This is a genomic window from Shinella fusca, from assembly GCF_014203155.1.
GTDB lineage: Bacteria > Pseudomonadota > Alphaproteobacteria > Rhizobiales > Rhizobiaceae > Shinella > Shinella fusca.
Genome location: NZ_JACHIK010000002.1, coordinates 356,119 through 378,355 on the forward strand (window position 1 = coordinate 356,119; position 22,237 = coordinate 378,355).

Sequence of the window (22,237 nt, forward strand, 5' to 3'; positions counted from 1 at the left end):
GGTCACGATGGGTTCGCAAGGGCTGCTTTGGCGCCTTGCGCAAGTTCCTTGAGGATGATTGCACAGGACGTCGCGCCCGCATCCAGGACGCCGAGCGAGCGTTCGCCGAGACGGCTCGCGCGGCCGATCTTCGCGACGAGGTTAAGCGTCGAATCACGCCCCGCCTCGGCGGCGGCGACCAGGGCGTCGAGCGCGTCGCTGAAAGACTTCCCGTCTGCCGTCGCCTTGTCGAAGGCCTCGACGCCGGGGACGAGGGTGTCGAGCAGCGTCTTGTCGCCGACCTTGGCCGCGCCGATCGACTGGATGCCGGAAAGGCCGGCATGCAACATCCTGCCGAAGGTCGCGGCGTCGATCTTTTCCACGCCCTCGATGGTTTCCGCAAATTCCGTGAACATGACGCCGTAGAGAGGGCCCATCGAGCCGCCGATCTCCGTCATCAGCACGGTGCCGAGCGTATCGAGGGACTGGGAAAGCGAGGCGTCCTTGCCCTTCAGCCGCTCGGCGGCCATGCCGAAGCCCTTGGCCATGTTCACGCCGTGGTCACCGTCGCCGATCTTGCCGTCGATCTCGCTGAGATAGGCGCGGTTCTCGATGATCCGTTCGGCCATCGACAGGACGATGGCGCCGGAGGAGGTATTGTCGAAAGTCTGCATGGTTTCCTTCCTCAGAGCAGGATCGTGCAACGCGTCTCGACGTCGAGCAGCGTCTTCAGTTCATCGTCGAGCGCCATGACGGTCAGCGTCGCGCCGACCATTCCCAGCGAGGTGAAATAATTGCCGATCCAGGTCTCGCGGATTTTCAGGCCGCGGGCTGAAATCTCGCTCTCGATCGTATCGTTGAGGATGTAGAGTTCGTTGAGCGGCGTGGCGCCGAGGCCGGAAACGAGCACGGCGACTTCGGTGCCCTCGGGCAGGCCGTGGTCGTCGAGCACGATCTTCACCATGTCCCTGGCAACCTCTTCCGCCGTCTTCAGCGGCTCGACGCGCACGCCCGGCTCGCCGTGATGGCCGATGCCGACTTCCATCGTGCCCGGCTCGATCCGGAAGTTCGGATGGCCGACGGCAGGCAGCGTGCAGGGGCCGAGGCCGACGCCGATCGAACGGCAACGGTCGATCGCCTTCTGGGCCGCCGCGCGGACCTCCTCGAGGCTTGCGCCGGTCGCGGCCTTGGCGCCGCCGACCTTCCACATGAAGATCTCGCCGGCGACGCCGCGGCGCTTCTCGCGCTCGCTGGCGGGCGCGGAGCAGACGTCGTCGTTTGCGACGACCGTGGCGACCTCGATCCCGTCCTTGGCGGCAAGTTTCGTCGCCATCTTCACGTTCATGTTGTCGCCGGCATAGTTGCCGTAGAGCACGACGACGCCCTTGCCGCCATCGGCCGCGCGGATGGCGTCGTGGAAGCTCTTCGCCGTCGGCGAGGAGAAGAGCTCGCCGACGGCGACCGCATCGAGCATGCTCCTGCCCGTATAGCCGATGAAGGCCGGCTCATGGCCTGAGCCGCCGCCCGTCACCACGCCGACCTTGCCGGCGACGGGAGCCTGCCTTGCCACGACGACGCGCGGGTTCTCGGCAAGGCGCACGATGTCGGAATGTGCCTTGACGAAGCCCTTCACGGTGTCCTCGACCACCTGGTCCGGGTCGTTGATGAAACGCTGCATGTCTTTCTCCTCCGGTAAACGTCAGCCCTGGCCGGCCAGCGCCCCTCGAACGACCTTCAGGGAGCGGGCGAGGGCGCTTTCGATGGTGTCGAGCGCAAGCGGCTCGCTACGGCGGACGGGCCGTGCCGCCGGATCGCGATGGAGCCGCAGCGCCGGAGACCTCGAAGACCTGGGAAATCGGGCTCAACCTGGCCGGCGACGACCTGTTGACGGTGGGGGACAGTTTCCGGCTCAAGGCGGCCTATTTCGACAAGACGCTTGAAAATTACATCGCGCTTGGAAGCGTGACCGGCAGCCCGGTGGCCGGCGGGCAGATCGACAGCTTCTACGCCTATACCAACCTTATCGGTGAATCCCGGTTGCGCGGCGTCGAGATCGAGGCGAATTACGATACCGGAGCGTATTATGCCGGCGGCTCGTTCACCTACACCAAGGGCGATTTCTCGAAGATCTACAACGACGATCCCTGGGGCAATTCGACCTCGCAGAGCAACGGCACGATCCTTTATCTTGCCGTCGCGCCGAAATACCGCTTCACGGCCGACGTGGGCGTCCGGCTCTTCGATGAAAAGCTGAATATCGGCACCCGCGCGAACCGCATCGTCCCCTCCGAACAGCTCGGCCTGTTCTCGACCGTCTACGGGGCGAAGCCCTTCACCACCTTCGACATCTACGGCTCGTGGGAATTCAACGAGAACGCATCGCTGCGCTTCGCCGTCAACAACCTGACGGACGTCGCCTATGTCGATCCCATGAACAGCTCGGACTTCCCCGCTCCCGGCCGCACGGCGACCCTGTCGCTCAAGGTCCGGTTCTGAGCCAACGTTCGCGCCGGTGCCCGATCTGGTTCCGAGCGTGAGACCCGCTGCGGCCGCAAGGCGGCCGCAGCAACCCTGGAAAGGAAAGCAAATGGCAACGATCGATCTGAACGACGCCAACAATGACGGCGTGGGCGTCGACTTCCTCACCTACCTGACGGCCTGGGACGCCAGTTTCGCACCTGGCTATTACGGCTTTTTCTCGAACAATCCGGCCGACTTCAGCGGCAACCAGTTCGCCGTCGCCGATAGCTCCAGCGCGACCGTCGCCGGAGTGGGAAGCGCCGACACCGTCGTGCTCGATTCCGGCAGCGCCGGCGATCTCTACTACGACATGACCTCCCATGTCCTTGCCGGTGCCGTGGACGGCGCGACTTTCGGCCAGGGGCTCGGCTATGCTTCCGGCACGGACACGTTCTCCCAATCTTCCTGGGACATCGACATCAACGATCTCGGGCTCACGGGCACAGGCGCGGCGAATCCGGTTCACAACTTCGTCTATGGCATCATGCAGGGCAATCCCGCGAACCTGCTCAGCGTGCTGAACGGTCAGGACAACACGTTCAGCCGCGCCTTCCGCGAGGAGTGAGCGGGCCGCCGATCATGCGTCCGCATCTGGTCACGCCGCGACCGATTGTTCCGGCCCACGCCTACGCTATCTTGAAAGGATACCGTCGAAACGATCAGGAGGGCGCATGGCCGGGCATCGCATCTATTCCGTCAGTGTCGCGAGCGTTTATCCCCACTATGTCGCTAAGGCGCAGAAGAAGGGGCGCTCGAAGGCGGAGGTCGATGAGATCATCTGCTGGCTCACCGGTTACAGCCCGGAAGCTCTGAGCGATCGACTGGCGAGGAAAACCACCTTCGAGGATTTCTTCGCCGAGGCGCCCGGAATGAACCCGTCCCGATCCCTGATAAAGGGTGTGGTCTGCGGCATCCGCGTGGAGGAGGTCGAGGAGCCGCTCATGCGCGAGATCCGGTATCTGGACAAGCTGATCGACGAGCTTGCCAAAGGCAAGGCGATGGAGAAAATCCTGCGGGGCTCTCCTGCCGCGTCATCGTGACGAATTTTCCTGGTCGTTGATCTTGCGCAAAGCGCCGCTGCAGCAATCGGGTATGGTTTTACTGCGTCTTTCCCTGCCGCGTTCCGTTGGCGCCGGGAATGGGGGACGCCGCTCAGCATCATGCTGACGGCCTGGCCGCATGTTTCGCCGCGGCCGTACTTCCCACATGGATGCTCCGGCCAGGGCGGGCAAGCCTGCGGGGGCACGTGGGGAAGTCTGCTTGTATCCGAGTCCCGGCTGTAGTCATCATGAAAAAGCTCACCATCAAAACCTCCCTCATCGCGCTGATGGGCGCGATCATCGTCATCGTCGCCTTCTCGTCGTTCGTTTCGCTGCAAAGCATCCGGTCGATCACCGCCTCCGGCGAGAAGGTCGGCAATTTCTGGATCGAGCGGCTGCTTTCCTCGCGCGAGGTGAAGAGCGACTTTGCCGATGTGCGCCTTGCGCTCGCGCGTTTCTCCATGGTCTCGAACGACGCCGAATTCCAGGCTGAAACGGCCCTGCTCGATGCGGCGAAGGCCAAGCTCGAAACGTCCATCGTCAAATACGAAGCCGGCCTCTTCTCCCCGATCGGGCGGGCGCTCATCAAGGACATCCGGTCCCAGGCAAAGGCCTATCTCGACCGCAGCGCCTCCTATGTCGCCTTCATCAGGGACCGCAAGCCGGACGAGGCGCGCGCCGTCTTCGTCTCCGAGATGAACCCGATCGCCCGCAAGACGAACTACAAGATCGCCGAGCTCGTCGCCTTCATCATGACGCAGACCGAGGGCGAGGTGGCGGCGGCCGAGAAGGCCGCAGGCGATGCCTTCCTGCTGTCGCTTGCCGCAGCGTCCGCCGCGATCCTGATCAGCCTTTCGGGCATCTACATGGTCGTCGCGCGTATCGCCAACCCGATCCAGCGCATCACCGACGCCATGCGCACGCTTGCCGCCGGCGATGCGCAGAGCGCGGTCCCGTTCACCGGCCGTCACGACGAAATCGGCGCGATGGCGGGGGCCGTGGAGGTCTTCCGCGAGAATGCCATCGAACGCGCGCGCCTGGAGCGCGATGCCGAGGCCGGCCGCGTCCTCGGCGAGGAGGAGCGCCGCGAGCGCGACGCCCTGAAGGCGAAGGAGGCGGCCGAGGTGCAATTCGCCGTCGACAATCTTGCCGAGGGTCTTTCCAGGCTGTCGAACGGCGACACCGCCTACCGGATCGAGACGCCGTTCACCGCAACGCTCGACGGCGTGCGCGGCGACTTCAACAGCTCGGCCGAAAAGCTGCAATCGGCGCTGGTCCGGGTTGCCGAAAACGCCCGCGGCATCGACGCCGGCGCCAACGAGATCAAGGCCGCGACGGACGACCTCGCCAAGCGCAGCGAACAGCAGGCCGCCGCCGTCGAGGAAACCGCTGCCGCGCTCGAGGAGATCACGACCGTGGTCCGGGATTCCGCAAGGCGCGCCCAGGAGGCCGGCGTGCTGGTGGCAGGGGCCCGCAGCCATGCCGAGCAGTCCGGTGCCGTCGTGCGCCGGGCCGTGAGCGCGATGGAGCAGATCGAACGGTCGTCCGGCGAGATCGGCAACATCATCGGCGTTATCGACGAGATCGCCTTCCAGACGAACCTCCTCGCCCTCAATGCCGGCGTGGAAGCGGCCCGGGCGGGGGAGGCCGGCAAGGGCTTCGCCGTCGTCGCGCAGGAGGTGCGCGAACTTGCCCAGCGGTCGGCCCAGGCGGCCAAGGAGATCAAGGCGCTGATCGCCGCCTCGACGGCGCAGGTGCAGGAAGGTGTCCGGTTCGTCGACGATACCGGCCACGCGCTGGAGACCATCGTCCTGCAGGTGCAGGAGATCAACCGCCATGTCGGCGCCATCGTCGAGGCGGCGCAGGAGCAGTCGTCCGGCCTCCAGCAGATCAACACGGCCGTCAACCAGATGGACCAGGATACGCAGAAGAACGCCGCGATGGTGGAGGAGACCACCGCCGCGACCCACAATCTCTCCCGCGAGGCCGCGTCCCTCAACGAGCTCCTCTCCCACTTCAAGCTCTCCGAAACGGTGGCGGCACGGCCGGTCGTTCCCGCACAAATGCCGGTGCACGATCTCAAGCGCAGGCTTGCCGGTGCGTTCTCCGGCAATGCCGCGATCCGGCAGGAGGACTGGGAGGATTTCTGAGGCGGGACAGGGTATCGCACCGCAACGCGCGCAGGACGGGGTTTCCTCCTGCGCGCGGGCTATGCGACCGTATCGAGTTCCCTCACATTGTCGCTGATCCTGTCGTTCAGCCTGCCGATCTCGTCGAGGCCGGAGGCGAGACCGGCATGGCCGCGTTCCAGGTCGCCGATGAGGTCGAAGAAGATGCCGCTGCGCATGTTGACGCTCTCGACCTTGCCCATCACGCGCACGGCGACGAGGCCGGACAGCAGCCGCTTCATCTCGCTGGCAAGCTCGATGAAGTGCCGGATGCGCTGCTTGATGAGATCGAATTTTTCGGCGGCATGCGCCTTGTAGTCCTCGGCCTGGCGGATAAGGCGCCCGGCTTCGTCTCTCAGCGCGATGTCCCCGCCGCTGGCCTCCTCATCGAAGAGGCTCGCCATTTCCGCCTGCAACCTTGCGATGCATGTCAGGAACAGGCCCTCGTTGACCACCGCGAAGACTTCGTCGGCCGAGGTGCCGAGCTCTTCCAAGTTCTTCACGATGGATTGGGAAATGCGGGCGTAGTTCGCGGAGATCTCGGAGATCGCCCGCCCTTCCTCGCCCATCCTCGATGCCTGGATCCGCAGGTTGGCGGGCGTGTAGCTGAAGGTGGAGATCATGCCGAGCATGCGGCCGGTCGTCGTCAGCAGGAGGTCGGCCGAGCGCACCAGATCCTCGAAGGGGCGAAGGACCGGCCACGGGCGCCGCTTCAGCCCCGCGTCACGCGCGCGTATCTCCTCGCCGAGAGCGGCGGTCATGAAGGCCGCATAGTCGCGAAAGCCGATGCCGTGCAGGCGATCCGTGAGTTCGGCTGCGCTTTCGGCCGGCTTCACGGCACTCCTGCTTTCGTATTCGCAGATCGACGCGTAAAGCTTCGCCGCTTCTCCAAAGAAGGCGCTGCCGGGTTTCAGCCGCACCGACAGATAGCCATCCTCCACCGGCGTGACGACGGCGAACACCCAGTAATAGCCGCCGTCCTTGGAGCGGTTCTTGACATAGGCGCCGACGGGCAGGCCCGCGCGCAGCTTCTCCCAGAGGATGAAGAAGACTGCCCTCGGCATGTGCGGATGGCGGATGATGTTGTGCGGCTGGCCCATCATCTCGTCCCAGGAATACTGGCTGACCCGCTGGAAGACGGAATTGCCGGCGAGGATCCGCCCCCGCGTTTCGGTGCGGGAGAAGAAGAGTTCCTCCAGGGCGAAAGGCACCTCGGCCTCCCCCCGCAGGATGGGCCGCCTCTCGCCGCCGGGTGAGATTGATACGCCGTCGTTCGGGATGCTCGCCACCTGCCACCTCCAGCATCGACCTTCGCCCCGGCGGGTGCGCCGGCGGCGCATCCAGACAAGCAGGGGCTGCTTTAGTCGTTCCGCATGTTTACGGGGCGGCGGGACGGTTACCTTGGGTTTGCGCAAGGAATTTTAAAAAAGATCGTCGTCGGAGTGACTTGCGGGCGGGAAGCAGGCGAGATCGGCCGATGCCCCGCCTGCATCCCGTCATTCTACGCTGTCTTGCGCCGCGTCATCAGCTTGGCCTGCAGGATGACGACGACGAGCAGGAAGGCGCCGCGGATGACGGATTGCCAGTAGGCCGAAAGCGAGATCCAGCCGAGGCCGTTCTCGAAGTTGAGGATGTTGAAGACCATGGCGAGCAGCAGCGCACCGGCGAGCGTGGCGCCCACCGAGCCCGAGCCGCCCGTCAAGAGCGTGCCGCCCACCACCACGGAGGCGATGGCGAAGAGTTCCCAGCCGACGCCCTCCGTCGGCTGGCCGGCGCCGAACTGCGCGGCGAGGATGACGCCGGCAAGGCCGGCGAGCGTGCCGGAGGCAAGGTAGACGGCGGCAAGCGTGCGCTCGACCTTGAGGCCCATCAGCCCGGCCGTCGCCTCGCCGTCGCCGATGGCCAGCACATGGCGGCCGGCGGGGAGCTTTTCGAGGACGAGCCAGCCGAGCACATAGGCGGCAAGCGCGATCCAGGCGGGAATGGGAAAACCGAGGAAATCGTCCTGGCCGATAACGGTGAAGCCGCTGTCGTAGGAGACGGAGACGGACTGGTTGTCGGCGAGCAGCAGGCCGGTGCCGTAGGCGGCGAGCATGGTCGCAAGCGTTGCGATGAAGGGCTGGATGCGCATCTTGGTGATGATGAAGGCGTTGAGCGCGCCGACGGCAAAGCCCGCCGCCATGCCGGCAAGAAGCCCGGCCGCCCAGTGGACGGGCGAGAAGAGCGCCGCCACCACGCTCGCCATCGCCGCCGTGCCGCCGACCGAAAGGTCGATGCCGCCGGTGATGATGACGAAGGCCATGCCGAGCGCGATCAGCGCGAACATGGAATTGTAGCGCAGGAACGAGAGGATGTTATAGGGCGACAGGAAATGGTCGTAGCGCAGCGCCCCGAAGAGGATAAGGCCGAAAAGGGCGAGGATGACGCCGAGCCGGGCGAGATCGCCGGAGGACTTGATGGCGAAGGGGCGAAAAAGCGTGTGCATGGCGGATGCCCTCAATGCTTGTCGGCGCGCTGCTGGATGAAGACGGCCAGGACGATCAGCCCCGCCTTGACGATGAGGGCGGCCGCATCCGGCACGCCGTTGGCAAGCAGCGTGTAGCGCACGAGCTGGATGACAAAGGCGCCGAGCACGGTGCCGACGATGTTGGCCCGTCCGCCCGTCAGCAGCGTGCCGCCGACGGCGACGGCCGCGATGGCGTCGAGTTCCATGCCGAGGCCGACGAGGTTGGCGTCGCTGGCCGAATTGCGCGCCACCACGACGAGGCCGGCAAGGCCCGACAGCGCGCCGCTCACCATGTAGACGAAGAGCTTGACGCGCCGGACCGGAATGCCGGTAAGCCGGGCCGCCTTCTCGTTGCCGCCGACGGCGATGATCTGCCGGCCGATGACGGTGTAGCGGACGAGCGCGAAGGCAAGCGCGGCAATCACGATCATCAGCACGACCTGCGCGGGGATGCCCGCGATGCGGCCCATGGCGATGAACTGGAAGCCTTCGTTCTTGAAGACCTGCAGGTTGCCGTTGGTCATGACCTGCGCGATGCCGCGCCCGGCGATGAAGAGGACGAGCGTGGCGATGATCGGCTGGATGGAGAAGCGCGTGACGAGCAGCCCGTTGAAAAGCCCGAAGAGGCCGGCGACGACGACGGGGATGAGGAAGGCGAGCGCGACGGCAAGGCCCATGTTCTCCACCGGCCAGAACCTGCCCATGAAGATCATCGGCGCGAGCGCCCCGGCGATCGCCATCAGCGAGCCGACGGAAAGGTCGATGCCGCCGGTGGCGATGACGAGCGTCATGCCGGTCGCCACGATGACGATGGTGGCGACCTGCGTGAGGTTCACGTTGAGCGTCTGCCAGGAGAGGAAATTCGGTGTGACGGCCATGTTGAAGACGACAAGCGCCAGGAAGGCGGCGAAGGTGCCGTAGCGGCCGGCGAGCGCGAAGAGGCGGCTGCCGGAGGAAAGCGCGCCGGAGGGCTGCGGGGCGGGGGTCTCGATCGTCGTCATGCCTGTTCACCTGATGGGGCTGCCTGATGGGCCATGGCGGCAAGGAGCGCCGCCTCGCTCAGGTCCTTGCGCGGCAGGGTCGCGACCGAGGTGCCGTCGCTGAGCACGGTCACCCGGTCGGCGGCGCTGAGCAGTTCTTCCAGTTCCGAGGAGATCATCAGCACGCTCAGGCCCTCGTCGGCGAGGCTGCGCAGGAGCTTCAGGATCTCCGACTTGGCGCCGATGTCGATGCCGCGCGTCGGCTCGTCGATGATGAGGACGCGCGGGTCCGTCGCAAGCCAGCGGGCGAGCAGCACCTTCTGCTGGTTGCCGCCGGAAAGCTCTTTGATCGGCTGGTCGGGCGAGGCGCATTTGACGCCGAGCGCGCGGATGTAGCGCTCGACGATCTCGTCCTGCCGCGCGCGGTCGACGATGCCGGCCTTCCTCAGCTTCGGCAGGAGGGCGAGCGTCATGTTCTCGCGGATGCTCATGTCCGGCACGATGCCGTCGATCTTCCGGTCCTCGGAAACGAGGCCGATGCCGTCGGCGATGGCGTCTGCCGGCTCGCGGTAGCGGCGTTCGCGGCCCTCCATGCGGATCGTGCCGCGATCCATGCGGTCGGCGCCGAAGACGAGGCGCGCGGTCTCCGTGCGGCCGGAGCCGAGAAGGCCGGCAAGGCCGGAGATCTCGCCTTCGCGCACGGTGAGGCTGACGTCGCGCACGCGAACGCCGGCCCCCGCATTCTCGACGGAAAGACGCACGGGGCGCTCGGGTGCGTCCTCGTCGGGCGCCATCGCCTGGAAGGCGGCGAGTTCCTTGCCGAGCATGTGGCGCACCAGCGCCATCTTGGGCATGTCGGCCATGGGGCTCTTCGCCACGGTCTGGCCGTCGCGCATGATCGTCACGCGGTCGCAGATCGCATAGAGCTCGTCCAGCCGGTGGCCGATGAAGATGACGGCGACGCCGGAACGCTTGAGCGTGCGGATCGTCTCGAAGAGCACGCCGACCTCGCGCTCGTCGAGCGAGGAGGTGGGCTCGTCCATGATGACGAGGCGGGCGTTCTGCGTGACGGCGCGGGCGATCGCCACCATCTGCCGGGTCGCCGCATCGAAATGCGCAACGGGACGGTCGACGTCGATGGAAAGGTTGAAGGTCGCCAGCACCGCCTCGGCGCCGCGCCGCATGGCGGCATGGTCGAGAAGGCCGAAGCGCCGCGGCTCGCGCGAAAGATAGATGTTCTCGGCCACCGAGCGCTGCGGGGCGAGGTTGATCTCCTGGTAGATCGTGGCGATGCCGGCGGTCTGCGCCTCGGCGGGCATCGAGAAGTCGACCTGCCTGCCGTCAAAGGCGATGCTTCCTTCGTCGCGGCGGTAGACGCCGGTGAGAATCTTGATGAGCGTCGACTTGCCGGCGCCGTTCTGGCCGACGAGCGCCATGACCTCGCCGGGCTCGACCTCCAGCGAGGCGGCCTTCAGCGCCGAGACGCCGCCGAACGCCTTGGAAATGCCCTGCATGGACAGAAGCATGGGGTCCTCCTCCATCCGCCTCAAGGACGGGCCTCATGAAAATACACCGGAACGGGCCTGAGGTCAGGTCCGTTCAAAAAGCGGCCGAGACGGTGGTGCCGCCCCGGCCGCAAAGTGCTTGGGAGATGGGATCAGTAGGCGCCGTCGAGTTCGGCCGCCGCGTTGGAGGCGTCGTAGAACTTGTCGTCGTTGATGATCATCGGGTCGATCTTCTCGCCCTTGGCATAGCGCTGCATCGTCTCGAAGGCCTTGGGCCCGAAGCGCGGGTTGCACTCCACGACCGCGGCGATCTTGCCGTCGACCACCGCCTGCACGGCTTCCTTGCCGCCATCGATGGACAGCACCAGCACATCCTTGCCCGGCACCTTGCCGGCCGCTTCGAGCGCGGCGATGGCGCCCATCGCCATTTCGTCGTTGTGGGCGTAGATAATGTCGGCATCCGGGTGCGCCTGAAGCAGGGCTTCGGCCACCTGGCGGCCCTTGTCGCGGGCGAAGTCGCCGGTCTGCGAGGCGACGATCTCGAAGCCGCCGGCCGCCTGGATGGCCTCGTCGAAGCCCTTCTTGCGGTCATTGGCCGGCGAGGAGCCGGTCGTGCCTTCCAGTTCGATGATCTTCGACTTGCCGTTGGCGTTCTTCACCAGCCATTCGGCGATGCGCTTTCCTTCCTGCACGAAGTCGGAGCCGATGAAGGTGAGATAGTCCTCGCCGGCCTTGGCGAGCGACGGATCGACCGAGCGGTCGAGCAGGATGACCGGGATGCCCGCCTTCTTGGCGGCCATGACGGCGGGGATCAGCGGCTTTTCCTCACGGGGCGCGAGGAAGATGACGTCGACGCCCTGGGCAATCATCGAGTTGACGTCGGCGACCTGCTTGGCGGCCGAGCTGGCGGCATCGGTATAGACGAGCTGGTAGCCGAGCTTTTCGGCTTCCGACTTCATGCTGTTCGTCTGGGCGATGCGCCAGGGGTTGTTGGATTCGGTCTGCGCGAAGCCGACCTTGTAGGTGTCCTTCTGTTCGAGCTTCGGCACCTCGGCGATTGCGACGCCGGCAACGGCAAGCGCGCCGACGGCCGTTGCCGCGAGCATGAAGGTACGACGGGAAATCATGGTCATGAGTGGTTCTCCTCCCAGGTCTGGCCGGTGCTCCTTCACCGGACGTGAGCAATTTCTGCTTCACATGGGCAAATCTTGCGCTAATAATATTAGCAGTCAAGAGCCAAAATTATGAGCACTTGCAAAAAATCTGCATGCGGTGCAAAGCACGGCTGAGGGGCGAGGAACGACGCATGGCGAGGACCAACGGGCGCAATTCGGAAAAAGAGGGCGGCGGGCGCCCGACCATGACGGATGTGGCCCGTATCGCCGGCGTTTCCCAATCCAGCGTCTCGCTCGTGCTCAATGAGATGTCCGGCTCCCGCATCTCGCCGGAAACACAGCAGAAGGTGCGGGAGGCTGCTCATAAAATAGGTTATAAATTACCTGCGACGCGCGACCCCGTGGCCGCCGTGCCCGTCTCCGTCGAGAAGGATACCATAGCTTTCATCGTCGACGAAATCTCGACCAGTCCCCATCCCGTCGTCAGCCTCGACGGTATCCGCGACTATGCCTTCGAGCAGGGCTTCCTCGTTTCGGCCCATGCGACGCGTTCCAATCCGGAACTGGAGGAGGCGGTGCTGCGCTCGGTATTGCGCGATCCGGCAATCGTCGGCGTCGTCTATGCGACGATCTTCACCCGCAAGGTGCGCGTGCCGCCGGCGCTGAGATCCGTGCCGACGGTCCTGCTCAACTGCTATGCCGAGCCGCGCCAGCATGTGGCGGTGGTGCCCGGCGAGGTGGCGGGCGGCTTTGCCGCGACGGCGCATCTCACCGCGCTCGGCCACACGCGCATCGGCTTCATCAACGGCGAACCGTGGATGGATGCGGCGATCGATCGCCTCAAGGGGTACAAGCAGGCGCTCGCCACCGCCGACATCGCGTTCGACGAGAGCCTCGTGCGCGATGGCGACTGGCTGCCGCTGCGCGGCTACGAGGCGGGGCTGGAACTGCTCTCCATGGCCAACCCGCCGACCGCCATCTTCTGCGGCAACGACCTCATGGCGATCGGCGTCATGGAGGCGGCGCAGGAGAAGGGGCTGCGCGTGCCCGGCGACCTGTCCGTCATGGGCTATGACGACCAGGAACTGGCGCGCTACACCCATCCCCCGCTCTCGACGCTCGTTTTGCCCAACTACGAGATGGGCCAGAAGGCCGCCGAGATCCTGATCGACATGGCGGTCCACGGAAAGCAGGTGCGCCCGATGACCATCAAGGTCGACGGCCCCCTGGTCGTCCGCGATACGACAGCGTCAAGGACCGCCCTCCGCTAGCCTCAGGATTCGTTAGATCAAAGCCGGAAGACGACGGTTGCGGTGTCACAAGTGGCCAGAAGCACATCTGTCACGACGCCGATCGCCGCCGGATTGACGAGGTCAACGCTACCATCTCCTGGCGATATCGCATTCAACGGTCAGCCGCCGCCCGGTAACTAAGTTGAACCGGGCTCGCCGCGGTGTGGTGTGCCATGCGTTCGGGCCGGGGGCCTTGCCCGGCAAGCGTCGCGAAGATGCGATCGAAGACGCCAAGCCGGCTCCAACGGATGAAACAGTTATAGAGCGTCTTGTGCGACCCATAACCCTTGGGCGCATCCTTCCATTGCAGGCCATGCTTGATGACGTAGACAATGCCGCTGACGACACGTCGATTATCAACGCGCGGAACACCATGCGCCAAGGGTAGATACGGCTCGATTCGAGCCAACCGGCGCTCGCTCAGCAGAAACAAATCACTCATCACAGTCTCCTTCCGGAAACCGTAGATCACATCTCACGGCAAATTAATTGGCTCTGAACCTAGTTGCCGAATGCGTGCTTCAGCTTGCCGGCGGGAGGAGGAGCGTAACCCCCGAGGCGCGACGTGCGCATGTTGAGGCCGGCCATGGCTTCCGCCATCTTCACCGCGCAGGAAACCCCGTCGAGGACCGGAAGGCCGTGTTCGGCCGCAAGGTCGGCGGCAAGGCCCGCCATGCCGGCGCAGCCGAGCACGACGGCTTCCGCGCGATCCTCCGTGACGGCAAGGCCGATCTCGGCGCTGATCTTCTGGCGCGCATTCGAGCCCGGCTGTTCCAGTTCCAGCACCGCGACTTCCGACGAGCGCACGCGCGCGCAACGGGCATCGAGGCCATAGCGGGAAAGGTTGTGCTCCAGCGCCGGCACGGAACGGGCGAGCGTGGTCACGACGGAGAACTTGTTGGAGAGCATCGAGGCGAAATGATAGGCGGCCTCCCCGATGCCGATGACCGGCTTGTCGGTGAGGCAGCGGGCGGCATCAAGGCCGGTATCGTCGAAGCAGGCGATGACGACGGCGTCGCAATCCGGATTGCGGCGGATCGTGTCGAGCAGGCCGGCAAGGCTCATCGCCTCGTCGAAATAGCCCTCGATGGAGACGGGGCCGTGGGCCGGGTTGACGGCCGTGATCTTCGTGCCGGAAGCGGCGGCAGCTTCTGCCGCCCTCCCGATATGGTCCGTCATCGATGCGGTCGTGTTGGGGTTGATGACGAGGATGTTCATGTCAGAGCTCGCCTCCGAGATAGGCCGCCTTGATGCGGTTGTCGTTCATCAGGTCCTTCGAATTGCCTGACAGGGCGATCGAGCCGGTGGAGAGCGCGTAGGCGCGGTTGGAGATCGAGAGCGCCATGCGGCTGTTCTGCTCGACGAGGAGGATGGAGACCTTCTCGTCGCGGCTGATGGCGACGATGGCGCGGGCGATGTCCTGCACCAGCTTCGGCGCGATGCCGAGGGACGGTTCGTCCAGAAGCAGGAGCCTCGGCCTTGCCATCAGGGCCCGGCCGATCACCATCATCTGCTGCTCGCCGCCGGACATGGTGCTGGCCTGCTGGTGATAGCGTTCGCGAAGGCGCGGAAAGCGCGTCAGCACGTTTTCCAGCGTCTGCTCGATTTCCGCCTTGTCGGAGCGGGTAAAGGCGCCCATCAGCAGATTGTCCTTTACGGACATCAGCGGGAAGGCGCGGCGCCCCTCCGGCACCATGGAGATGCCCCGGCGCACGATATCGGAGGCCGACGTGCCGTCGAGCCTGTGGCCCTGGTAGACGATCTGCCCGGACCGGATCGGCCGAAGGCCGGTGATCGCGCGCAGGATCGAGGATTTGCCCGCACCGTTCGCGCCGATCAGCGCGACGGTCTCGCCCTCGTCCACATCGATCGACACGCCCTTCAGCGCGTAGATGTGGTCGTAGTAGAGTTCAATATTCTCAACGCTCAATATCTTGGTCATGGCTTACATCCCGATCGCCGCGTCTTCGGAGCCGAGATAGGCTTCGATCACCTTCTCGTTCTCGCGGATTTCCTTCGGCGTGCCCTCGGCGATCTTCTGGCCGAAATTGATGCACACGATCCGGTCGCTGATCTTCATCACCGCCGGCATGTCGTGCTCGACGAGGAGGACGGTGACGCCGCGCTCGTCGCGGAGCCGCCGCACGAGGCCGACCATCTTCATGGTCTCGTCGTGGTTCATGCCGGCGAAGGGCTCGTCCAGGAGGATGACCTTCGGGTCGGTGGCAAGGCCGATGGCCATGCCGAGCGCGCGAAGATGGCCCTGCGGCAGGTTGGAGGCGAGCTCGTTGCGGATGCCCTGCAGGCCGAGGAAGTCGACGATATCGTCGGCCGAGGCCGCGAAGGCCGCCTCGTCCTCCTTCGCCTGCTTCGTGCCGAGGAAGAAGCCGAGGAGGCTCGCCTTCGAGCGCAGGTGATGGGAGACGATGATGTTCTCGCGCACCGTCATGGAGCGGAAGATCGTCGTTTCCTGGAAGGTGCGCACGACACCCATGCGGGCGACCTTGTGCGGGGCGAGGCTGGAGATGCGCTCCCCGTTGAAGAGCACTTCCCCGCTCGTCGCCGGCACGAAGGAGGAGATCAGCTTGAAGAGCGTCGACTTGCCCGCGCCGTTCGGCCCGATCACCGAGAGGATCTCGCCGGCCCTCACGTCGAAGGAGACATCGTTCACCGCCGTCAGGCCGCCGTAGCGCTTGGTGATGTTCTTGATCTGCAGGATGGGGGTCATTTGCCGCCCTCCTTCTTGTCGAGAAGGCTGAGGACACCGTTCGGCAGGACCAGCATGAGCAGGATCATGACGCCGGAATAGATGAGGAGCTGGTATTCCCGGGCAATCGAGAGCAGGTCCCAGCCGAAATAGAGCAGGAACGTGCCGAGCATCGGCCCGAAGACATAGCCGAGCCCGCCGAGGAAGCAGTAGAGCATGAAGTTCACGCTGTCGGCGACCACGAAGGAGGACGGATAGATCGACTGCGCGATGGAGGCGAACATGGCGCCCGCAATGCCGCCGAAGAACGAGGAGATCGCATAGGCGAGCACCCTCAGATAGGCGGTGTTGACGCCGATCGAGGCCGAAAGCTCCTCGTTCTGCTGGAGGCTGCGGCACAGGTGCCCGAGCCGCGAGTTCACGATGCGCCAGAGCACGAGGTAGGTCACGATCATCAGCACCACGGCCATCATGTAGAAGCCGATGCGCGGATTGGAGAGTGAGCCGAAGGCCGGGATGATCGTCAGGCCGAAGACGGAGAGTTCGCCGGGCAGCGGGATCGAGGTGATGCCCTTCGCGCCGTTGGTGATGGGCAGGGCGAGGGCGGACAGGCGCGCCACCTCCGTCAGCACCAGCGTGACCATCGCGAAATAGACGCCGCGCAGGCGCAGGATCGGCAGGCCGATCAGGATGGAGATGACGGCGCAGAAGAGGCCGGCCACCGGCAGCGTCAGCCAGAAGGAGACGCCGCCTTGCGTGACGAGGATGGCCGAGACATAGCCGCCGACCAGCGCATAGGCGCCCTGACCGATATTGATGCGGCCGATGTAGAAGGTGAGCCAGACGCCGGCCGCGCCGACCGAAAGCAGGGCGACCGAGGTGAGGGTGTAGAAGAAGTCCCAGCGGCCGGTCGCGCCGATGAAGAGCGGAACGAGCACGAAGACGGCGAGAAGGAAGGCTGAAAAGCCGAGAAGTCTTGACGCTTTCATGAACTTAACCCCACGGCTTGCCCATCAGCCCCTGCGGGCGGACGGCCAGGAACACCATCAGCGTGGCGAAGATGACGAGATAGGTGATATCGCCGTAGGCCGAGAGCACGGTAAGGCCGACGCTCTCCATCATGCCGAGGATGAAGCCGCCGGCGATCGCCCCCGAGATGACGCCCGCGCCGCCGATCATGATCATCAGGAACGCCTTGATCGAGGTCGGGCCGCCCATGCCGAGATTGACGCCGGTGATGGTGACGAGAAGGCCGCCGACGAGGCCGGCGAGCATGGCGCCGAGCGCGAGGCCGAGCATGGAGTAGCGCGCGACGTCGACCCCCATGAGCTGGGCGGCCATCCGGTCCTGTGCGAGCGCCCGCATGGCGCGGCCGGCACGGGAATAGTTCATGAAGGCGATGAAGACCACGATGAGCAGGATCGCCAGGACGCCGATCAGGATGCGGTCGTAGGGCATGATGATGCGCATGTCCCAGTTGAAGACGCCGTTCACGATCTTCGGCACGCCGCGCTGCTTCTCGCCGAAGAGGAGCAGGATGACGGCATCGAGGAAGAAGGCGATGCCGGCGGCCAGCAGCATGGTCGATTCATCGCGCTTGGACCGGCGCACGACCGGCGCGAAGAGGAATTTCTCGATGACCGCGCCCATGATGGCGAGGATCACCGCGGAGGCGAGGAGGCCGACGATGAAGGGAAGGCCGAGCTGGACGACGACCGTATAGGTGACGAAGCCGCCGAAGACGTACATCTGCCCGTGGGCGAAGTTCAGCACGTTCATCAGCGAGAAGATCAGCGTGAGCCCGAGGGCGATCAACGCATATTGCGCACCAAGGTAGAGACCGTTGGCGATTATCTGTTCCATCGTGAGCCTCCAATGGAAAGAAGTTCAGGCTAAGAGGACCCGGCCGGACGATGCGCGCCGCCCGGATCCCCTTATCGTAGAGATGTTTCAGGCTCGGATCAGTCGACCTGGCCGACGAACAGCGTCTCGAACTTGCCGCCCTTGTACTCGTTGACCACGAGCGGGACCGAGACCTGGCGCTTCTGGCCGAAGGAGGTCATGCCGACATATTTCAGCTTGGCGTCGCCCTTCATGAAGGGGTTCGGCGCTTCGAACGTGTCGATGGTCTTCTTGTATTCCTCGACATTGTCGATGGCCGCCGGGTTCGCCTTCAGCGTCTCGATGATATATTCGAGAGCGTAGACCTTGGTGTTGGACTCGTCGTTGTACTCGCCGAACATCTTTGTGTAGCGCTCGACGAATTCCTTCATCGTGTCGCTGGCGAGTTCCGGCGTGGAAGCGCCGCCGACCGAGATGAAGCCTTCGGCAAGGTCGCCTGCGCCTTCCTGGAGAACGGCCGCGTCCTGCGCCGTTTCGGTCGAGATGAGGCCTTCATAGCCGAGCTCGCGCGCCGAGCGGATGAGCTGCGGCGCGTTGGCCGGCGAGACGCCCGAGAGCACGAGAAGGTCGGGCGCGGCCTGGATGACCGGCAGCAGCACCGGCGTGAAATCGGTGGTATCCACCTGATAGGTCACGTTGCCCGAGACCACGTCGAGGCCGAGCGCCTGGGCCGCCGCGATGCCGGATTCACGCTGGCTCAGCGGGTCGGATTCGTTGGCGGCGACGAAGGCGACCTTCTTCACGCCCTTGTTCTCCATGAGATACTTGTAGATGGCCGGGCCCGACTGGTAGTTCGCCACCATGCCGAGGATGGCGTTCGATGCCGGCGGCGAGAAGAGCGCCTTGGGGAAGGAATAGGGGAAATACATGATGCCGTTCTGCTCGGCCGCGGGACGGACCGCCGCCGCGCCGTCGTCGACGTTCGGGCCGACGACGTAGTGGATGCCGTCCTGCGCCATCTTCTCCATGCCGGCGATCGCGCGCTTGGGGTCCTTCTGGTCGTCGAAGGCGACGATCTCGATATTGTAGGTCTTGTCGCCGATCTTCACGCCGCCGAGCTCGTTGAGCCAGGCCGCGCGCGCCTCCATCGAGCGCTGGTTGGAAATGCCCCAGGCCGCCGCCGGGCCGGAGGTGACGCCGACGAAACCGATCTTGAGCGTGGCGTTCTCGGCATACGCCATCAGCGGCAGGGACAGGACGGTCGCTGCGGCGAGGGCGGAGAGTTTCAGGAATGTGCGCTTGTGCATGTTGTTCTTCCTCTGGGCCATTGATTTATTTTCTGTGGCGAGCGGGCCGCGAGGGCGGCCACATCCGGCCTTGGCCAGAGCATTGAGCGCATTGTTAACAATTTTGTCAAGCGGTCGTATACAAAGTGCTGGCGACATCGTCGATGAAATTGCCGCTTGTTGGTGAACGGAAACGGCCCTATTTAGAACTCGAATGCAGTGTTCGAGGTGATGCGGTGGTGGATTTGGGTCGGCAAAGCCTGGTCGAGGCGGAGGGAATCGACGAAGGCGATATCGTCGAGCGCATTTTCGACGCCGTCATCGAACAGAGATTGCCGCCGGGAACGAAGCTTTCGGAATCCGCCCTGTGCGAAGCCTTCGGCGTCGGCCGCATGCGCATCCGCCGGGCCCTGCTGCTTCTGGCCAGCCGCGAGGTCGTCGAGCTTCATGCCAATCGCGGGGCTTTCGTCGCCTCGCCGACGCCCGAGCAGGCCCGCGAGGTCTTCGAGGCGCGTCTTGCGCTGGAGCCGAACATCACGCGTCTTGCCGTCCAGCGTGCCAGCGAGGACGACATTGCCGAATTGAACCGCCTTCTCGAAATGGAATATGTCGCACACAAGGAGCGCCGCCGGCACGATGCGATCCGCCTGTCGGGGCAGTTCCACACGGCCCTCGCGCAGGTCGCCGGCAACGGCATCCTGATCCGGACGATGAAGGAGCTCGTGACGCGCACCTCGCTCATCATCGGCCTCTTCGGCGCCCCGGGCCTCAGCGACTGTCGCGACGACGACCATGCCGGGATCGTGGGTGCCTTCCACACGCGGGACGCCGAGAAAGCTGCCTGGATGATGACGCTTCACCTGAAGCATATCGAAAGCCATCTCCAGCTCAACGCGAAGCCGCGCGAAGCGGTCGACCTGGTGGAACTGTTCGCGCAGCGGACGGTCTAGTCTTCGCCAGTCGCCACGAGCACCGCTTCATCGAGCTTGGCCTGGAGACGGCGCGCCTCAAGGCGGAGCTTGTTGGCCAGGCTCATCTTCCCGCCTAGCCGTTTGCGGCGTTCGACTACGGCGTCCCGCGCCGGATGTGGGCGGGACGCCGATGCGGTTTGTGTCCCCGCGCGATCAGAACTTCACGCGGGCGCTGACTTCGACGCTGCGCCTGACGCCGGGTAGTTCCCCGAAGGTCGGGCGGTATTCCTTGTCGAGGATGTTGTTGAAGCTCACCGAGAGGCTGAGGCGCTCGTCTTCGCCGTAGTTGCCGCCGAAGGCGAGATTGAGCGTGCCCCAGCCCGGCAGCGTCTCCGTCACGAGGCTCGTTCCGTCGAGATAGGTCTGCCGGCTGCCGGTGGAGCCGCGCAGGAAGAGATCGGCCCAGAAGGGCTTCTCCCACAGTTCCCCCTCGTATTTCACGCCGATGCGGCCCGAGAGCGCCGGCGTATCGCTGTCGAAGGTCGAGTAGCCCGCGAAATCCAGTTCCCGCCGGATCCAGCTTCCGCCGACATAGGGCGAGAAGCCGGAGGTAAGCTCGTATTCGGCGAGGAATTCGAGGCCGTATGTCGTCGCGCTGTCCGCGTTGACATAGAGCGAGGACGGCGAGGAGGGCGAGCCCGTCGTCTGGCAATAGGCGGTGACGGCCACGCAGCGCGTGGTGGTGATGTAGTCCTTCGCCCTGGTGTAGAAGCCCGCCACGTCGAGCGCGAGGCCGGCGTCCTCATAGCGGGCGCCGATCTCGAAATTGCGCGCAAGCTCGGCCGTCAGGTCGGGATTGCCGTAGATCGTGCCCTGCCCGCCGGCCGTGGTCGAGCTGAAGAGCTGGAGCAGCGTCGGGGAGATGTAGCCCTCCGAATAGCCCGCGCGCAACACGAGGCTGTCGGTCGGCTCGAAGGTGAGGCCGAGCGAGGAGAGAAGGCGCGTGTCGTCCGTCCCCGCAAAACCGGCGCGCGCGGCGACCGTCGTCTCGTCGAGCCCCGTCTGCGTGTGGTTCAGCCGCAGGCCCGTGGTCAGCTTCACGGCGTCGGCGAGGCTCCATTCGTCCTGTGCATAGAGGGAGACCGTGTCGATATGCGCCTTGTCCCTTGAGGACGACTCCGTGGTTATCGGGAAGGGGCCGAAGCCGGTCATCGTCGTGGTCGAGGTCTTGCCCGTCACCAGATTGTCCGAGAGATACTGCGCGCCGACGATGGTCTGGTGCCCCTCCAGGAGGGCGAGGTCGACCTGGGCGTTGAGGCCGTAGTCGGTGATGCGGTCGTCGGAGGTGGAGATGACGTCGACGGTGCGGGTCGGGCTCATCCTGACGCCCACCTGGTTCTCGAAGAGCCGGTCGATCGTCTGGTAGTAGAGGTCGACATGGACCTTGCGCACGATGTCGCCGATCTCCTCGCCGTCATAGTAGAGGCCGACCTTGCGGCGGTCGCGCTGCGGCAGGTCGATCTTGAAGCGCTCGACCCCGGCGAGCGAGCCGGGCGGCCCCGGCCATCCCTCGCTTTCGAGGAAGTGCTGCTCGTATTTCAGGGCGAGGTAGTGATTGTCCGCCTCGCCGAAACGGTAGCCGAGGTGGGCATAGAGGTTCTTGTCGTTGAAGGCGGTGTCGTCGAGCTTTCCGGTCGCCGAATACCGGCCCTTCGGCACGCGCCGGTCGCCGTGCCGGTCGGCCGTGGCGGAAAGGCGGTAGTCGAAGCCGTCCTTGCTGCCCGAGACGGCGGCCCAGCTCTGCCAGCCGCCGGAACCCGAATAGTAGGTGCCGCCGCCTTCGACCTCGACCGGCTTGTCCGCGCCCTTTTTGGTGATGATGTTGACGACGCCGCCGATGGCCTTCGCGCCGTAGAGCACGGAGGACGGGCCCTTGACCACCTCGATCCGCTCGATGGTGGCGGGATCGACCAGAAGCGGCGTGCCGTAGGTGCTGTGGTCGGTGATCTCCTGACCGTCGACGAGAATGGTCACGCGGCGCGAGCTTTCCCCGCGGATGCGCAGTCGCTTCATGCCGGCGACCGATTCATCGGCGATCTCGACGCCCGGCACGTCGCGCAGGAGTTCGGCGACGCTGTCGGCGGAGCGCTTCTCGATATCCTCCTTCGTGATCACCGCGACGGAGCGCGGATTGTCCCTGACGGCCATTTCGGTGCGCGTGCCGACGACGGTCACCGTATCCAGCCAGGTGCCTGCCGGCTCCTCGGCCAGCGCAGGCTGCAGCGCCAGCGGCGAAACGGACAGCAGCAGCGCCGCCAGCGCGCAATGCCGGCGCCCGCCCATTGAAAACCCTCTCATGAATGCCTCTCCAGATATCGGGCGCCTT

Annotated in this window: 21 protein-coding genes; 6 read left to right on the forward strand and 15 right to left on the reverse strand. The window is 65.1% G+C overall.

The window, feature by feature from the left end:
- Positions 1-2: 2 nt before the first annotated feature.
- Together dhaL and HNQ66_RS03920 are read right to left on the reverse strand one after the other, a co-directional pair.
- Positions 3-653 carry a dihydroxyacetone kinase subunit DhaL gene (dhaL, locus tag HNQ66_RS03915; RefSeq protein WP_184141086.1) on the reverse strand — a complete coding sequence of 217 codons (651 nt, stop codon included), beginning with the start codon at positions 651-653 and terminating at the stop codon, positions 3-5.
- 11 nt (positions 654-664) lie between these two features.
- Positions 665-1,657, reverse strand: coding sequence for a dihydroxyacetone kinase subunit DhaK (locus tag HNQ66_RS03920; RefSeq protein ID WP_184141088.1), 993 nt, complete (start codon positions 1,655-1,657; stop codon positions 665-667).
- A gap of 122 nt (positions 1,658-1,779) precedes the next feature.
- On the opposite strand from HNQ66_RS03920, the gene HNQ66_RS03925 reads away from it, so the two are divergent.
- From HNQ66_RS03925 to HNQ66_RS03940, 4 genes are all read left to right on the forward strand, one after another.
- Positions 1,780-2,475 (forward strand): TonB-dependent receptor domain-containing protein, encoded by a 696-nt coding sequence (locus HNQ66_RS03925; protein ID WP_184141090.1) that lies wholly within the window; start codon positions 1,780-1,782, stop codon positions 2,473-2,475.
- Between the two features lie 91 nt (positions 2,476-2,566).
- Entirely contained in the window at positions 2,567-3,064 is a 498-nt protein-coding gene (locus tag HNQ66_RS03930) for a heme acquisition protein HasA (protein WP_184141091.1), read from the forward strand.
- A 106-nt stretch (positions 3,065-3,170) separates the two neighbouring features.
- Positions 3,171-3,539 (forward strand): DUF2200 domain-containing protein, encoded by a 369-nt coding sequence (locus HNQ66_RS03935; protein WP_184141093.1) that lies wholly within the window; start codon positions 3,171-3,173, stop codon positions 3,537-3,539.
- A 248-nt stretch (positions 3,540-3,787) separates the two neighbouring features.
- A complete protein-coding gene (locus tag HNQ66_RS03940) occupies positions 3,788-5,689 on the forward strand; it encodes a HAMP domain-containing methyl-accepting chemotaxis protein (protein ID WP_184141095.1) in 1,902 nt (633 codons plus the stop codon).
- 59 nt (positions 5,690-5,748) lie between these two features.
- Here the strand turns inward: HNQ66_RS03940 and HNQ66_RS03945 are convergent, their stop codons facing one another.
- From HNQ66_RS03945 to HNQ66_RS03965, 5 genes are all read right to left on the reverse strand, one after another.
- Entirely contained in the window at positions 5,749-6,918 is a 1,170-nt protein-coding gene (locus HNQ66_RS03945; RefSeq protein ID WP_184141097.1) for a PAS domain-containing protein, read from the reverse strand.
- Positions 6,919-7,208: 290 nt separating this feature from the next.
- On the reverse strand, positions 7,209-8,192 hold the full coding sequence (locus tag HNQ66_RS03950; RefSeq protein WP_184141099.1) for an ABC transporter permease: 984 nt from the start codon (positions 8,190-8,192) through the stop codon (positions 7,209-7,211).
- Between the two features lie 11 nt (positions 8,193-8,203).
- Complete coding sequence (locus tag HNQ66_RS03955; protein WP_184141101.1) at positions 8,204-9,214, reverse strand: ABC transporter permease; 1,011 nt, start codon at positions 9,212-9,214, stop codon at positions 8,204-8,206.
- The gene (locus tag HNQ66_RS03960) at positions 9,211-10,719 is read right to left on the reverse strand and encodes a sugar ABC transporter ATP-binding protein (protein WP_184141102.1); all 1,509 of its coding nucleotides are present in this window, start codon (positions 10,717-10,719) and stop codon (positions 9,211-9,213) included. The genes HNQ66_RS03955 and HNQ66_RS03960 overlap by 4 nt, the downstream gene beginning before the upstream one ends.
- 131 nt (positions 10,720-10,850) lie before the next feature.
- Positions 10,851-11,831: an ABC transporter substrate-binding protein gene (locus tag HNQ66_RS03965; protein WP_184141104.1), complete on the reverse strand. Its 981-nt coding sequence runs from the start codon at positions 11,829-11,831 to the stop codon at positions 10,851-10,853.
- A 173-nt stretch (positions 11,832-12,004) separates the two neighbouring features.
- On the opposite strand from HNQ66_RS03965, the gene HNQ66_RS03970 reads away from it, so the two are divergent.
- Positions 12,005-13,084: a LacI family DNA-binding transcriptional regulator gene (locus tag HNQ66_RS03970; RefSeq protein ID WP_184141106.1), complete on the forward strand. Its 1,080-nt coding sequence runs from the start codon at positions 12,005-12,007 to the stop codon at positions 13,082-13,084.
- A gap of 133 nt (positions 13,085-13,217) precedes the next feature.
- On the opposite strand, the gene HNQ66_RS03975 is transcribed toward HNQ66_RS03970, so the two are convergent.
- The 7 genes from HNQ66_RS03975 to HNQ66_RS04005 form a co-directional block, all read right to left on the reverse strand.
- Complete coding sequence (locus tag HNQ66_RS03975; protein ID WP_210308658.1) at positions 13,218-13,547, reverse strand: transposase; 330 nt, start codon at positions 13,545-13,547, stop codon at positions 13,218-13,220.
- Positions 13,548-13,606: 59 nt separating this feature from the next.
- On the reverse strand, positions 13,607-14,323 hold the full coding sequence (locus HNQ66_RS03980; RefSeq protein WP_184141108.1) for an aspartate/glutamate racemase family protein: 717 nt from the start codon (positions 14,321-14,323) through the stop codon (positions 13,607-13,609).
- Between the two features lies 1 nt (position 14,324).
- A complete protein-coding gene (locus HNQ66_RS03985) occupies positions 14,325-15,047 on the reverse strand; it encodes an ABC transporter ATP-binding protein (RefSeq protein ID WP_184141110.1) in 723 nt (240 codons plus the stop codon).
- 3 nt (positions 15,048-15,050) lie between these two features.
- A complete protein-coding gene (locus HNQ66_RS03990; RefSeq protein ID WP_184141112.1) occupies positions 15,051-15,833 on the reverse strand; it encodes an ABC transporter ATP-binding protein in 783 nt (260 codons plus the stop codon).
- Positions 15,830-16,801: a branched-chain amino acid ABC transporter permease gene (locus HNQ66_RS03995; protein WP_184141114.1), complete on the reverse strand. Its 972-nt coding sequence runs from the start codon at positions 16,799-16,801 to the stop codon at positions 15,830-15,832. The genes HNQ66_RS03990 and HNQ66_RS03995 overlap by 4 nt, the downstream gene beginning before the upstream one ends.
- Positions 16,802-16,805: 4 nt before the next feature.
- Entirely contained in the window at positions 16,806-17,675 is an 870-nt protein-coding gene (locus tag HNQ66_RS04000) for a branched-chain amino acid ABC transporter permease (RefSeq protein ID WP_184141116.1), read from the reverse strand.
- A gap of 98 nt (positions 17,676-17,773) precedes the next feature.
- Positions 17,774-18,961: an ABC transporter substrate-binding protein gene (locus HNQ66_RS04005; RefSeq protein WP_184141118.1), complete on the reverse strand. Its 1,188-nt coding sequence runs from the start codon at positions 18,959-18,961 to the stop codon at positions 17,774-17,776.
- 215 nt (positions 18,962-19,176) lie between these two features.
- Here HNQ66_RS04005 and HNQ66_RS04010 point away from each other — a divergent pair, with 215 nt between their 5' ends.
- Complete coding sequence (locus HNQ66_RS04010) at positions 19,177-19,890, forward strand: FCD domain-containing protein (protein ID WP_210308659.1); 714 nt, start codon at positions 19,177-19,179, stop codon at positions 19,888-19,890.
- A 174-nt stretch (positions 19,891-20,064) separates the two neighbouring features.
- On the opposite strand, the gene HNQ66_RS04015 is transcribed toward HNQ66_RS04010, so the two are convergent.
- Positions 20,065-22,209, reverse strand: a complete 2,145-nt coding sequence (locus HNQ66_RS04015; RefSeq protein WP_184141122.1) for a TonB-dependent receptor plug domain-containing protein — start codon at positions 22,207-22,209, stop codon at positions 20,065-20,067.
- Positions 22,210-22,237: the final 28 nt, after the last annotated feature.